This is a genomic window from Priestia sp. J2 (assembly GCF_020790095.1).
In the GTDB taxonomy this organism is placed as follows: domain Bacteria; phylum Bacillota; class Bacilli; order Bacillales; family Bacillaceae_H; genus Priestia; species Priestia zanthoxyli.
On sequence record NZ_CP086208.1, the window covers coordinates 3,062,525 to 3,076,653 of the forward strand.

The following is a 14,129-nucleotide window of genomic DNA, read 5'->3' on the forward strand; positions in this document are numbered from 1 at the left end:
TCTATTCACGTCCATTTTCGTTAAAGTGCAGCCAATATCCTTTTCCTCGAATCACTTCGATTTCTAAATATGTTCCTATTTTTTTGCGAACCCGGTAAATCAGCGCATTCAGCTCTTCCGCTGCTACCAGAATTTCTCCATTTGACTCTACTCGTTCAGGCCAAACGCTTTTTTTTAATGCTTCTTTTGAAACAAATTGATTGTTATATTCTAGAAGGTAAGCTAAGCACGCGTATTCTTTATCTGACAGAATATACGTTTCCTCTTTTACTTTTACTTTCTGCAAAATTGGATCTAATGTGTAAAATGGCTTATTTATTTGTTTTAGCAAAGGTCCTAAATCGAGGGTTGCATCCATATCATCATTTCTAAATACTAAAGCTGCCTCCTCATTTGCTAAGGTAATGACATCCTGCTCTTTCAAGAAACGAGGGGTTCCAGGCTGTAACTCTTCTCCGTTTACTTTTGTCCCGTGTTTACTAAACAAGTCTGTAATGAAGAATGCGTTGCTTTCGTACGTTACTTCAAAATGCTTGCGTGAAATGTAAGCACTTTGAAAGGCCAGATAAGGCTCCCATTCTTCACTGCTTCGTCCGATAATACAAGCTTTATCTTTTGGAATAGGCACGGAAGCTCCTTCATCAAAAGGAGCACCGTTCCGAATAATCAACATACCGTTCATTGTTTGCTCACACTCTTTTTTAAAATTTTCTGACTCTTATCATGTAATTATAACACTCACATTTATTGAGATTTCTTCCAACTTTGGATAACATCATAGTATAGTCAGTTATATGATAAAGGTTGTTGCCATGTAAGTAAACCTTTAGAGCAGTCCTTTTCTAACTGAAAAAATACGTATTCTTTGCCCTGCTGTAACGTGGATACAATTTTTTTGTAAAATAATTTGTTTTTTAGTAACTTTGACATATGTTCTCTCTTTTTAAAGCGGAGTAAAATAGGAAAATACGTGAAATATTTACATAATGGAGGAAGACCAATGGGACGTTTGCCAAAAGATAGAGAAATTCAAGCGATTAAACGACGCGTTGCACTGGTATTGTTAATTATTGGATCATTTATTTTAACAGGTGCTAGCTTTAGCGTTTATTGGTTTATGATGTTAAAAATATAAGATTTTTTTATAAAATAAAGAAAAAAGACATGGTTTTGTTCCCATGTCTTTTTTAGGTTTATTCTTTCTCAGACACTCCCGCAGATTGAAACGTAGCCATATTAGCAATCATCAGCGAAGCCGAGTGCAGCAGCGGAAATGTAACAGCAGCTCCACTTCCTTCACCTAACCGAAGATTGAGGTTGAGAAGCGGTTTCTTGCCAAGAAGCTTCATTGCACACGCATGACCTTGTTCAACAGATTCGTGACTAGCAAACATATAGTCTCTTGCTTGTGTATTGATTTCTGTCGCCAGAAGAGCTGCAACTGTACAAATAAAACCATCTACTAAAATAGGAATACGGTGAGCAGCTGCCGCCAGCATAGCACCTGTCATTCCTGCAATTTCAAGCCCCCCTATTTTACTAATAATATCAATCGGATCCTGAGGGTTGATGTGCCTGTTTTGCAGCGCTTCTTCAATTACCTTCACTTTGTGGCGCAGTTGTTCGTCAGAAATCCCTGTGCCCATTCCTGCAAGCTTAGAGACTTTTTCTCCTGTCAATACAGCTAAAATAGCCGTGCTTGACGTAGTGTTTCCGATGCCCATTTCTCCCACAATCAAACATTTAATTCCTTGGGCAATAAGCTCTTCAGCTTCTTCATATCCGACTTGAACAGCCAATTCTGCCTCACTGCGCGTCATCGCGTCTTCTTTATAAAAACTTGCTGTGCCCAGCTTCACTTTGCGTTGTACAAGGTCCTTGTGGGAAAGGTCAGAAGCAATGCCGATGTCAATCAGTTTGAACTGGGCATCTATTTGCCCGCTAAACACGTTAATAGCTGCTCCTCCCTGCAAAAAATTCAGCGCCATTTGTGCCGTTACGTCTTGAGGATAAGCTGAAACTCCTTCTTTTACAATTCCATGATCGCCTGCAAAAACGAGGACTCCTGGCGGCGTGACTGTCGGAAAGGTTTCCCCAGTCATGGCCGCTAATTCAACTGCTATTTCTTCGAGCCTTCCAAGGCTTCCTATCGGTTTGGTTAATGTATCAATATAGCGTGCCGCTTTTTCGCCAGCGCTTGTTTGAAGCGGTGGAATATAAACGTTTATCATATGTACAGCTCCTTTATTTCAGCAAATGTCTACCGTTTAATTTAACAGGATTTTGTTTATTCTGGCTAGTCTTTTTTAAAGTAGATAATTGGATAGAGTTCCCAAGACTTAGTTATACTAGTAAGAGTTGCGTATAGGCAGTATGTTGAAAGGAAAGATTTTATGACAACGAAACAGCACAAAAAGGAAAAGGCAGGTCGGCTCATTTATCGCTACATTATGATGTTAATTGGAGCTTCCTTGGCTGCCGTTTCTATCGAATTATTTTTAGTCCCAAATTCCGTCATTGACGGCGGTATTATCGGTATTTCTCTAATTTTAGTTTACTTAACAAAATTGCCGTTCAGTCTTCTTATCATCATCTTTAATCTCCCTTTTTTATATAGTGGATACAAACAAATTGGTCGTAGCTTCTGCTTTTCATCTATGTTTGCAGTTGTTGCTTTATCCATTGTAGAATCTCAATTGCACCATGTTCCAGCTGTAACATCTGAACCGCTTCTTGCTACTGTATTTGGCGGGCTGCTGTTAGGAGCAGGTGTAGGAACGGTCATTCGTCACGGTGGAGCATTAGACGGAACTGAGATTTTAGGTATTTTATTAACAAAAAAAATCCCGTTTTCTGTAGGCGAATTTGTGATGTTTTTAAATATCTTTATTTTCGCTTGGGCAGGGTTCGTGCTAGGTTGGGAACAAGCCATGTACTCGATCCTTACGTACTATATTGCTTCTAAAACAATCGATGCGATTATTCAAGGGCTTGATGAAACAAAAGCAGCTTTTATTGTTTCAAATCACTATGAAGAGCTATCAGACGCTATTACGCATCGTCTAGGCCGCGGCGTGACGAAACTGTATGGTAAAGGCGGATTTGAAGGCACAGAAAAAGAAGTCATATACGTAGTTGTGACGCGTTTAGAAATTACCAAGCTTAAAACTATTATTTCTGAAATTGATCCACATGCATTTACAACCATTATGGATACCCAGGAAGCGCAGGGCGGCAAATTCAAATCAGCCATTCACTAACTATACATAAGCGTGGATTTCTCTGAGCATGCTAATAGCTGACTACCCATAAAGGAGATCACCACAATGAAAGAACAAATGTCCAACTTATTTAACCAATTAAAACAGTCGGTTTCCGATGTATCTGATAAGTTACATGACAAAGTACATACGCTGCAATCTTCACCAGGAGTGAGTGTTTTTGAACTTTATGAATGGATTAAAGAAAATCCAAGCACAAGCGTACAAAAGCAAAAGCTGCTAGGGATTTCATACTCTTTCTATGCACTCCACGAAGACGGCGTTTTTTTCTATATGGAAACGAAATATGATTATTTACTTTACATGACTATTTATAGTCCAACACGTCATTATTTCACCTATCATTCTTACCGAGATTCTTTATCAACAGTGACTCCCTTGACGTTTCCTATTACTAAATAATAAAAAGCTCCTCAATCGAGGAGCTCTTTTTATATGGTTATCTTCCTTTTCGGACTTTAAAGATAAACAGCGCAAGTAAAAAACCACTCGTCGCAGTTACTATTTTCCACGCGTTTAAGATTGGATTTTTTTTCAAGGTCCTGCTCCTTCCTTGCGGCTATACTAAAAATAGGATGGCCGCCTTTCAAACAGCTAGTCCAACTTCCCCCTACTATTCATACCATCATCTAACATATAGCCCACCGACATTTTCATCAATTTCACTTTTCATACTATAACATATTTTTGCCATTTAGTAGAAGTCTTAAAAGTAAAAGCTGTACTTCTCTTAAAAAAAACGGTATTGAACCCCTTCATTTTCTTTACCGTTCATTTTTTGATAAAGGTTTTGAGCAACTTTATTTTCACTGCTGCACTCAGCGGTCATTCCTGCAAACTCATACTTTTGAGAATAGGCAAGGCAAATCTTAAACAAACGTTCACCAATTTTATTTCCTCTGTTTAAAGGAGATACGTACAAATCTTTTAAGACGCCTGTTTCTTTAAAATAATGGGTGCTCCACGATACGTACACCGTCGCAAAACCTACTAGTTTCCCTTCCAATTCAGCAACAAACTGGATACCGTAGGAAGGATTATTCAATAGACGCTTAATATGTAAAGTTAAAGCTTTCCGGGAAGGGTCAGGCTGCTCGCAGAATTTCACTATATATTCTTGCATTAACGTAGCCAGTCGCTCTCGATCAGTTTCAACCGCCTGTCGAATGACAACCATTTAATCACTCCTTTTAGCTCAACGCTCTTAACATAATTCGATAGCTATACTTTTTTTCCTTTCGTTTTCGTGAAAAGCTCCCTACTTTTACACAAGGGGATATTTAAAGCAAACAACCTTATACGGCTTATGGTTGAGGAGAGAAAATACGCTGTTTTAAAAAAAGGTTGCAAACAGCAACCTTTTTTAGTTAGCAAGCGCATAATTTCGTAAGAATAAACCTACGCAGCCGCTGATTACAATCAGTCCTCCTGCCGTTAGAAACGCCGCCGTCACATTTAGCGAAGCAACAGCGCCAAGCAGCAGCACCGAAAGCCCAAACGTCACATATGAAACGCTCAGCGTAGCGGAAAGCACCTTAGGAAGCTTTTCTAAAGGAACGGCCGTTTGTGTAAGCGTGTAAGAACACGTAGCGCTTATTTGAAGGGCAATGCCAATAGTAAAACTAAGTAAAAGGGAAAGAAACGGCACAGATATCACTCCGAACAATAATGTAAAGAAACCTGAAAAAAGACTGCCTAGTATTACGATATGATAAAGACTTCTCTCTTGCTCAACTGAAATCTTCAGCAAAACGAAACCACCAAGAACCGTTCCAACAAAAAAACTGCTGTTAATATATCCCCACCAAGCTTCATTTTTATTTAATATTTCTTTCACAAACACGTAGACAATAGCTGATGCCCAAACGCCGGCAGCCATCCCTTCTAAAACCTCCATGACTAATAAAACCCGCAGGCGCGGATAATGCCAAATTAGCTTCCATCCCTCTTTTAACCCTTGTTTTTGCTTTGTTTTAGAAGAATGAACGTTCATGCGAATGGCCTGCATGAATATGAGTGACAAACTAAATAACGAAAATGACAGCCATAAAAGGCCGGTAGCATCCCAGCTAATAATCAGAAAGCTTCCAAGCGGATAGGCTGCAATTTGAATCGTTTGATCCGTGACATTAAACATACTGTTCCATTTTAACAGCTTCTCTTTATCTACTAAATGAGGAAGCATAGAGCTTTGAACCGGAGCTGCCCACCCATCGAAAAAAGCAATAAGCGCCACGCAGCACAGCATGCTGATAAGCGACATATGCCACAAGAAAAACATAGACAAAACACTGGTTTTTAACAGCTGAGACACCACAAGAATACGCTTAGCTCTGTAGCGATCTATAAGAAAAGGCACCGTAAAACTGCTCAAAAACTTAGCAGCCGTAATGGTAAACGGAATGCATGAAAGCAGCACAGGAGAACTATTTTGAGCGTAAAGAATGCTTATTAACGCAACAATATATAATACATCTGCTAAATTAGCTTGGCTTTGACCAAACCATAAAAAAAGTACGGAACGATTTTTCACGACAATCCCTCTTTCTTTTTAGTATGACTGAAAAGAAAGAGAATCCTACACGTAATCAACCCCTTTATATAACGGCTTGCTTTTATCGACTTATTACAATCGTATGCTTTTTACAGAACACAACTTTTTTATATATTAAAAAATACAAACAGTTAAACAGTATGGTAAAAAATCAAGAAATTGTCGTGAAAACGAAGTTAGATTAACTATAGAATATCAGAGTTATAGAATCAATACTTTTTACATAATTTTCTTTTTTCTTCTTCTTTACTTCTAAATAACCTAAGCTTGTCATATACATAGATGGACGAGTACTCCCATTAAAATTTAACGTATAGGGTGAGGAATATTTTTTCGAGAGTGGTTTCGATTTGCTGTGGCAGCTTATTAATTGGACTAGGGCTAAACGGGTTTATTGCTCCGTATCACTTACTAGACGGTGGACTTATAGGATTTGGGCTTATCGTATATTATGTGTTTGGAACTCCTATCGGAATGTCCATTTTCTTTTTGAACGTACCTGTCTATTTATATGCTTTTTTTCGTCATCGCCAAAACTTTTTTTATGGAAGTATAGGTTTGTTTGTTTCTTTTTTTATGACAGAATGGCTGTCTATTCTCGAAGGCACGCTGGAGCTTCCTTTGATCTTTAGCTCATTGCTTGGAGGCACACTCGTAGGAATGGGAATAGGACTGATGCTTCGCTACGGCATCAGTTCGGACGGTCTGGATTTAATCGCTATTATTGTATCAAAAAAATGGAAAATCAATATAGGAATAACCATTTTTATCTTAGACAGTACGATTATGATAGTGGGCTTACATATTATCGGATTTACAGCTTTTTGCTACTCCATGCTTGTTATTACGATGAGCAGCATAATGATTATGCTCTTCACTTCTCCGCGATGGCTGTCTTCATAAAAAAAACGCTTGAAGTTTCAGCGTTTTTTTTATTTGTTTCCTACTATCATATTTATGTGATTGTGGAGAACCGTAATCGTTGAAGGTGTTGTCGTTTCTTTTTCTCCATCACAATCTACCGTTTTTTCAGGAGTGGTTTCAATATGGACTTCTTTTGTCCGAAAATGCATAAGGTTGCTTTCAGGGTCAAGCTGTTCCTCATCAGGAGTTGTTTGTAACCATGCCATAACCGGCTCGATTCCCATTTCTTTAATAACGAATACATCTAATAATCCGTCTTGAAATGAGCTGTTTCCTAGCATAGCGCGAGTTCCTCCTAAAAAAGGACCGTTCCCAATTAACACCATAACTGCTTCTCCTTCATAGGAAGCTTTTTCGCTCGTCATTTTTAATTGAAAAGGCTCTGCTTGATTTAACGTTCTACCTACGCTCATGTAGTAAGAGAGCTTACCAAATTTCTCTTTATTTTCTTCTAAAATATTTTCAGATACATCAGCTACGAGACCGATTCCCCAAAAGTTTAAAAAATAATCTTCGCCATGTTTTCCAACATCCACTGCTTCCGTCTGCTTTTCAATAATTTGCTCCACTGCTTTTAAAGGATTTTGATTCATTCCGATTGCACGCGAAAAGTCGTTGCACGTTCCTCCGGGTAAAATAGCAAATACAGGGCGTTGCTTCAGCGGAGCAAGAGCGTTGATCAACTCATAAATCGTCCCGTCTCCTCCTGCTCCAATAATGACATCCGCTTCGCCTTCCAATTTTCTTACCAGCTCGGCACCATCTCCAGGCTGCTCTGTTTTATATAAAGTAACCGCCTCAAATGCTGTGTTTAACCGATCACATATAAAGTCAATTTCATTTACTAATTTTTTGTTTCCTGCGTTTGGATTCAAAATCACTGCTGCCTTCATCTTTCTCTCTCCTCTATTCATATCTTCCGTTTCACCTTTTTTCCCTTTCTTTTGAAAAAACAAACCTTTTGAAATATGAACGTTTTATGAAACCATTCCAATAGTGCTTTTTTTACTTTCAAAACCTGCTATAATAATTTTCGGACTTGTATTAACAAAAGATGGTTATTGAGAGGAGCTTTCTATACGTGTCAATAAAATGTATGACGCAGCTATTTGCAAGTTGTTTTGTTTTTTTACTTTCCTCAGTCGCTACTTGGTACAACGGCTCTTCGATGCTTGAAGGACCTTTATCAGCTAGTTTGACCGGAGGGCTAACAAAGTCCTCGGCGGTTCATCACTATTCTCACATCGATTATTTGTTATATACAATTAAATTCCACCCTCAGTTTCCAATTATGATGATGGTGAGCGGGATTTATTTGATTGTATTACTATCTATTATTGGGTTCAAAAAGCGGTATGGATTGATTAGCTCCTGCTGTTTATGTATCACAGCTCTCTTATGCTACAGCAGCTATAAACTTTCACATACCCCGACCGAAGGTGAACACGCCATGATTACCTCTAGCTTAGCTGCAGCAAGTTTATGCTTAGCAGTCGGATTATTCTATTTATTAAAGCGATTTTATTCTCAAAAAGAATATATTTAACCATATGAAAAAAACGTCGGATCTACCGACGTTTTTTAGGTGAAACCGAGTTTATTTATTGATTTTGTTCAACTGGCGTATAACCTATATACGCAGACTGCGGTCGGTAAATACGATTATTTTCTGACTGCTCTACGACATGAGCTGTCCAGCCAACTACACGGCTTGCTGTGAAGGTCGGAGTGAATAGTTCAGACGGAAGCTCAACCGCTTTCATAACCGCTGCAGCGAAATATTCTACATTGGTATAAATGCCTCTCCCCGGCTTGTATTCATTGAGTAATTCAATGGTTTTATCTTCAATTTTAACAATTAAATCAAATAGCCCGTTGTCTCCTGAAATTTGTTTCGATACTTCTTTTAATGCTTCTGCTCTCGGGTCATGTGTACGATAAACGCGATGACCAAATCCCATGATTTTCTCTTTATTATCTAATTTTTTACGAACCCAAGGCTCAATATTCTCTTCACTTCCAATTTCATCAAACATGGTAATAACACCAGAAGGAGCTCCTCCGTGAAGCGGACCTTTCATCGCGCCAATTGCTCCGCATATAGCTGAAACCATGTCAGATTCGGTAGATGAAATAACGCGTGATGAGAAGGTTGAGGCATTCATTCCATGCTCAATTGTCAAAACAAAATAGGCGTTTAGCGCCGTAACCAAACTTTGATCTGGAATTTCTCCGTTAATCATGTATAAATAGTTTGCTACATGATCCAAATGCTCGTTAGGCTCTACTACTTCTAAATCATTCATTTTACGATACCAATAGGCAATAATGGTAGGTGTTACCGCTGTAATCGCAAGCGCCTGCTCTTTTGTCGGAGGCCAGCTGTATGAAGGGTCTCCTAACGCCGAGATACATGTGCGAAGCGCGCTCATCACTTCTGTGTCTTTTGGCAAACAGTCCATTAACGCAACAATATTAGCTGGAAGCGTACGATGAGTCACCATCTCTTGTTTAAATGCTTTTAACTCATCATGATTTGGCAGCGTACCGTTCCAAATTAAATAAGAAACTTCTTCAAAAGAATAATTGATGGCCAAATCTTTTGCCCAATATCCGCGATAAATCAGCTGACCTTTCTCTCCATCAACATGCCCTACTTTTGTTTCAGCTGCAACGATTCCTTCTAGTCCTTTAACATATGTCATCTCAACCACTCCCCCAATTATTTTTAACAAACCGGCCCTTTTTTTTATGTACGGCTCGTTTGCAGAATGAATAGACTCACCTTAGTGGTGCACTATACCATTTTATTCCTCTTTCTTAATTGTCAGAACAGTATACAAAATGAACATTTCAACACGTGTTATTTCTGCGCTCGCGGCTGTGTTTTACGGGAGAAAAAAATATTTTTTTAGGATTTTCTTCGAGGGTACTTTTTTGTTAACGCTTACAAATATGCGGGTTTCTAACGTATTTAGAGGAATTTGATGTGCTATTTTTAGATGAATCACTATTCACTTCCTTATGTAAGAGTTTACATTTATTTGAATCATAAGTAAAATAGATAAATAGAATAAATAGTATGAAAACTAAGAATACTAGTGAGGAGAATTTATGGATATTCGAGAACTGCAACATTTCATGGAAGTAGTCAATCAAAAAAGTTTCACGAAAGCAGCAGCTGCGATTCACTTGTCTCAGCCAGCATTAAGTAAAATTGTAAAGAAACTAGAAGAAGAACTCGGCGTAGACCTTTTTGATCGCTCTACTCGAAAGCTGACATTAACCGATGCAGGACAGATTGTGTACGGGCAAAGCCAAAAGCTGGTATCCACTCTTCACGAGCTGCATGCTCTGTTAGATGATTTACGAAATCTGCCTACAGGAGATATTAAAGTAGGAATTCCTCCTTTAGTAGGGACTGTCGTTTTCCCGATGATTGCAAAAAACTTTACATCAAAACATCCTCAGGTGAAATTAGAGCTTGTGGAGCTTGGCGCAAAGCGAATTGTCGAACTTGTAGAAAACGAACAAGTAGACCTTGGCATTATCGTATTGCCTATTCAAAACCCTCTTTTTCACGTCTATCCGTTTATTGAAGAAGAGTTTAATTTATACATTCATCATGAGCATCCGCTGGCAGCCAAATCAATCGTTGCTTTGAGCGAGCTTAGAGAAGAGCCGTTTGTCCTGTTCAGCAAAGATTTCTCTCTTCATGATCGCATTATTCATGAGTGCATTCAAGCGGGTTTTCATCCAAAAATAGCGTACGAAAGTTCTCAATGGGATTTGATTATTGAACTAGTCGCTTCTGAATTAGGTATTGCCATTTTACCAAAGTCCGTGTTTCCGAAGATCAATAACCCTTTTATTAAAAGTATTCCAATTGCTGCACCTACTCCAATGTGGGAGCTCGGCATCATTTTGAAAAAAGATCGCTATATGTCATATGCTACACGGGAACTTTTATCCTTCCTAGTAGACCAAGACATCATTTTGCCGTCTCATACGATGTCAGCAAACTCTTAACAAAAAAGCCTCTTCTTTCATTAGGAAGAGGCTTTTAGTCATCTTTGCTATTTTCTTCAATTTTTTTGTCATGTGATGTGGAAATAAATCAATTATTAAATGCAAGATGACGGACTCAATTCTTCAAAACTCACTAAACCCTTCAAGTATGTGATTTAATAAATGTTTAATTGTAACAAAAGAAGTGTATACAGAAAGAGGAGAAGAATAACTTTCTTCTCCTCCACCCTTTTAACTCACATTTTTATTCACAGCAATAATTTCACTTAGGTTATTCATATAAATAATTTGATCACCAAAGGTTCTATTTTTCAAAGCAGCCGTATGGTGCGGTTTCATGCCAATAATATAGCATGTGATCCCCATAAGATAGAAGGACTGCATAAAGCCTGCAAAAGCTTGAATTCCTTCGGTTGTTAATATATCTAGGCCCCCAAAGTCAAATAGAAGCGTGGTGTAATTTCCTTCATGTGCAAAGTTTTGCAAAATGGACGTATTTTCAGCTACAAGAGCTGTGTCTAAGTCTCCAAAAAGAGGTATAAGCCCTACTTTAGAGGATAATTTAATAAAAGAAGCGGACAATTGCTTAATTTTTTGTAATGATTTTTCGAGACGTTCTTTTTGTTCAAGCAGTTCAAAATCTGTATCTGCTAATCGTTTCCGATGGTCTTGAACAAGATTCGTTAGCTCTTGTATACGTTCATCTTGGCGAATACAAACTAAATGACCTATATCACTATCCCATTGAATTAAGCATTCAAACAGTGAATACGGCGAATCATTGGTTTGCATCACAAGCTCTACTTTCTGAATAGCCTGGCCTCGGCTTTGGACAAGCGTTTGCTCATCATGGGGTTCGTCTACAGACAATTCTCGAGAATCTTTTTGGCGCAAGCTTAAAAACTTTCTCGCCTTTTCTTGACTAAATACGTCTACAAGATCTAAAAAATTAGCTGAAGGCTTAAATAAATGACCTGATTGTTGCGACCATTCCAAAATATTAAATTCAGTATCCACTAGAAAGTAAGGAATTGGAACATATTCAAGCATCGACATTAACTTCCACTCCTTTGTGATAACTGATTAACCAGTTATTTAGTTGGTAAAGATCCGGAATTAGGCGTGTATGCTCAGAACAGTAAGAACGGAAATCAATTTGAGAAACTAAACGCCCTCCTACCATTACTGTTGGTCTTGATTCTAATTTGTCCAAAGTTTTGGTATATTCAGCAAGCCTCTCAATATGATAAGGAATGCTGACAGATAATCCTACCATGTGCGGCTTCCATTCTATAGCCATTTTCTCAGCGTATTCCAGAGGTAGATTGGCCCCTAAAAAGCGAGTATTCCAACCATGTTCCTCAAACAATAAAGCCACCATCTTTAAACCAATGAAGTGCTGTTCTTGTTCCAAGCATAGAAGCAGTGCCCTTGGAGCAGTGTCTGAAGCGTGTCCCTGAATTTTTTTATAAAAGCGATAGCGAGTTAGCACATAATCACACGTCGTAGTTGCAACATGCTCATCAGCTACAGAAATGATATTTTCTTCCCACATATCTCCAGTTACTCGCATTGCGGTTGTAATTAAATTTTCATAAATATCTAGGCTGTTCTTTCCCTGTTGGATTTCTTCCAGCACAACTTCCCAAGCGCTGTCTTGATCACCAGCTAATAAATAGCCTACAAATTTTTGTACTTGAGATTTCATTGTTTCACCTCAGTAAACGTAAAGCTTTTAAGAAACTTGAATAAAAGCTTCTCGTCTCTCTTTTTCAAGATCGCCTAAAATGTATACCACTTTTAGACTAACACATGTTGCCAATAGCAACAATATAAAAATAGAATAATAACTTTTTATTTTACTACACTCAGTAAAACATGACTAGTATTTCTTTAAATATTCTCCTTTCCCTTTTATTTGCGAAAAACACCTCGGCATTTTTTACCGAGGTGTTTTTCCAGTTGTCATCATTTCGGCTCAAAGAATGTAAGTTCGTCTCGTTCTCTTTTAAGCATTTCTACTTATCTTCCACTTTCAATAGACTTTCAAACATATGTATTTATGACTCTTCTGTTCCCACCATAATACTGATAAGATAGAGCGCTGTCATAACTGAGCCGATTGTATTGCATATCAAATGAATATATTGGCTGGTCGCCATAAACAAGTATAAACTTAGCAACAGCAGCACCGTTCCGAACAAAAAAGACCATTTAAAGAATGACAGTGGCCGCTTAAACTTTATACGCAAACAAAAAATGAGAATAAAGCCTACTAGCGCCATCACAAAGAAACTAACGTTAAATAAATTGATAGTTATCACATTTGTTCACACTCCCTTTGCCCCCCAAAACTATTATAACATATTTTTCCTTATCTTCATTCTTTCTCTAGAAGCAAACGCGTCGAAAATTGTTTTTTAAACGTGTTTATGTCACAATATTTTTATAAAAATTCCAAGGAATGAGGGAATGCATTGACTACACCTGAAGCTCAAGATTCAAAATGGTCCATTTTAAATAAAGCCCTTCATAGTTCGCAATCTGGTATTATCGTGACGGATCCTTCTTTACCTGATAATCCAATTATTTACCTCAACCAAGGGTTTTCCCTTATGACCGGCTATAAGGAAGAAGAAGTATTAGGGGAAAATTGCCGTTTTCTACAAGGGCCTCTTACAAGCCCGCACCACGTTGATGAAATTCGCAGCGCTATCAGCCGCAATCAGTCAGTTTCTGTTACGCTTGTGAATTATCGAAAAGACGGCTCTTTCTTTCATAATCAGCTAACGATTGACCCGACATATGTAGAGGAAGAAGATAAATACTACTTTATTGGTGTTCAAAAAGACGTAACAATAGAGATTACAGCCCAGGAACAGCTTCAGCAAGCTTTAGAAGAAGTGGAAAGGCTATCCACTCCTATCGTGCCAATAGAAGAAGGAATCTCTGTTCTTCCATTAATCGGAACTTTAAACGAGCGGCGTATAGAAATGCTATTTAATAGCTTCACCTCGCGTAACACAAGCAGCAAAGATCGTTACTTAATCGTAGACGTCTCAGGGTTAGCTGGATTTAACGATTCATTCGGCCGTGATATTCTTAATATTTACAATTGGCTGAAGCTAATGGGAACTCAGCTCGTTTTAACCGGAATTTCCCCTAACATGGCCATACATATGAGCACTATAGAAGATGATATGTCCTTTATTTTAGTCTATCAAAGCATTAAAGATGCCTTACCGAAGCTAAAGCTATAAGCGCAAGAAGTGATGCCTTATGAAAAAGAGTTAAAATGCATGAAGATGTTAGTTAAAAAATGTTTATTTTTTAATAAATTG

General features: G+C 38.2%; 16 protein-coding genes. 7 read left to right on the forward strand and 9 right to left on the reverse strand.

The window, feature by feature from the left end:
- Position 1: 1 nt before the first annotated feature.
- Positions 2–682, reverse strand: a complete 681-nt coding sequence (locus LJY09_RS15525; RefSeq protein WP_028414367.1) for an FHA domain-containing protein — start codon at positions 680–682, stop codon at positions 2–4.
- A 318-nt stretch (positions 683–1,000) separates the two neighbouring features.
- On the opposite strand from LJY09_RS15525, the gene LJY09_RS27670 reads away from it, so the two are divergent.
- Positions 1,001–1,135 (forward strand): hypothetical protein, encoded by a 135-nt coding sequence (locus tag LJY09_RS27670; RefSeq protein ID WP_255219782.1) that lies wholly within the window; start codon positions 1,001–1,003, stop codon positions 1,133–1,135.
- Positions 1,136–1,193: 58 nt separating this feature from the next.
- Here LJY09_RS27670 and cobT read toward each other — a convergent pair whose 3' ends face one another.
- Positions 1,194–2,231 (reverse strand): nicotinate-nucleotide--dimethylbenzimidazole phosphoribosyltransferase, encoded by a 1,038-nt coding sequence (cobT, locus tag LJY09_RS15530; RefSeq protein ID WP_028414368.1) that lies wholly within the window; start codon positions 2,229–2,231, stop codon positions 1,194–1,196.
- A 162-nt stretch (positions 2,232–2,393) separates the two neighbouring features.
- Here cobT and LJY09_RS15535 point away from each other — a divergent pair, with 162 nt between their 5' ends.
- The gene (locus tag LJY09_RS15535) at positions 2,394–3,260 is read left to right on the forward strand and encodes a YitT family protein (RefSeq protein ID WP_014459409.1); all 867 of its coding nucleotides are present in this window, start codon (positions 2,394–2,396) and stop codon (positions 3,258–3,260) included.
- Positions 3,261–3,326: 66 nt separating this feature from the next.
- Positions 3,327–3,683: a hypothetical protein gene (locus LJY09_RS15540; RefSeq protein ID WP_028414369.1), complete on the forward strand. Its 357-nt coding sequence runs from the start codon at positions 3,327–3,329 to the stop codon at positions 3,681–3,683.
- 328 nt (positions 3,684–4,011) lie between these two features.
- Here the strand turns inward: LJY09_RS15540 and LJY09_RS15545 are convergent, their stop codons facing one another.
- Together LJY09_RS15545 and LJY09_RS15550 are read right to left on the reverse strand one after the other, a co-directional pair.
- Positions 4,012–4,458, reverse strand: a complete 447-nt coding sequence (locus LJY09_RS15545) for a GNAT family N-acetyltransferase (protein WP_028414370.1) — start codon at positions 4,456–4,458, stop codon at positions 4,012–4,014.
- Positions 4,459–4,644: 186 nt separating this feature from the next.
- The gene (locus LJY09_RS15550) at positions 4,645–5,814 is read right to left on the reverse strand and encodes an MFS transporter (RefSeq protein ID WP_028414371.1); all 1,170 of its coding nucleotides are present in this window, start codon (positions 5,812–5,814) and stop codon (positions 4,645–4,647) included.
- 360 nt (positions 5,815–6,174) lie between these two features.
- Between LJY09_RS15550 and LJY09_RS15555 the strand changes: the two genes are divergently transcribed.
- Positions 6,175–6,738: a YitT family protein gene (locus LJY09_RS15555; protein WP_028414372.1), complete on the forward strand. Its 564-nt coding sequence runs from the start codon at positions 6,175–6,177 to the stop codon at positions 6,736–6,738.
- A gap of 29 nt (positions 6,739–6,767) precedes the next feature.
- Here the strand turns inward: LJY09_RS15555 and LJY09_RS15560 are convergent, their stop codons facing one another.
- Positions 6,768–7,652 carry a diacylglycerol/lipid kinase family protein gene (locus LJY09_RS15560; RefSeq protein ID WP_028414373.1) on the reverse strand — a complete coding sequence of 295 codons (885 nt, stop codon included), beginning with the start codon at positions 7,650–7,652 and terminating at the stop codon, positions 6,768–6,770.
- Positions 7,653–7,840: 188 nt separating this feature from the next.
- Between LJY09_RS15560 and LJY09_RS15565 the strand changes: the two genes are divergently transcribed.
- On the forward strand, positions 7,841–8,305 hold the full coding sequence (locus LJY09_RS15565) for a DUF4306 domain-containing protein (protein ID WP_223260182.1): 465 nt from the start codon (positions 7,841–7,843) through the stop codon (positions 8,303–8,305).
- Between the two features lie 55 nt (positions 8,306–8,360).
- On the opposite strand, the gene LJY09_RS15570 is transcribed toward LJY09_RS15565, so the two are convergent.
- Positions 8,361–9,464, reverse strand: coding sequence for a citrate synthase/methylcitrate synthase (locus LJY09_RS15570; protein WP_028414374.1), 1,104 nt, complete (start codon positions 9,462–9,464; stop codon positions 8,361–8,363).
- Positions 9,465–9,873: 409 nt separating this feature from the next.
- Here LJY09_RS15570 and LJY09_RS15575 point away from each other — a divergent pair, with 409 nt between their 5' ends.
- Positions 9,874–10,788, forward strand: coding sequence for a LysR family transcriptional regulator (locus tag LJY09_RS15575; protein WP_013083830.1), 915 nt, complete (start codon positions 9,874–9,876; stop codon positions 10,786–10,788).
- Between the two features lie 231 nt (positions 10,789–11,019).
- Here LJY09_RS15575 and LJY09_RS15580 read toward each other — a convergent pair whose 3' ends face one another.
- From LJY09_RS15580 to LJY09_RS15590, 3 genes are all read right to left on the reverse strand, one after another.
- The gene (locus tag LJY09_RS15580) at positions 11,020–11,844 is read right to left on the reverse strand and encodes an STAS domain-containing protein (protein ID WP_014459398.1); all 825 of its coding nucleotides are present in this window, start codon (positions 11,842–11,844) and stop codon (positions 11,020–11,022) included.
- Entirely contained in the window at positions 11,831–12,496 is a 666-nt protein-coding gene (locus LJY09_RS15585) for a cobalamin B12-binding domain-containing protein (RefSeq protein ID WP_028414375.1), read from the reverse strand. Before LJY09_RS15585 ends, LJY09_RS15580 begins: the two co-directional genes overlap by 14 nt.
- Positions 12,497–12,848: 352 nt before the next feature.
- A complete protein-coding gene (locus LJY09_RS15590; RefSeq protein ID WP_081732902.1) occupies positions 12,849–13,112 on the reverse strand; it encodes a hypothetical protein in 264 nt (87 codons plus the stop codon).
- 153 nt (positions 13,113–13,265) lie between these two features.
- Here LJY09_RS15590 and LJY09_RS15595 point away from each other — a divergent pair, with 153 nt between their 5' ends.
- Entirely contained in the window at positions 13,266–14,048 is a 783-nt protein-coding gene (locus LJY09_RS15595; RefSeq protein WP_028414376.1) for a YtvA family blue-light photoreceptor, read from the forward strand.
- Positions 14,049–14,129 lie beyond the last annotated feature (81 nt).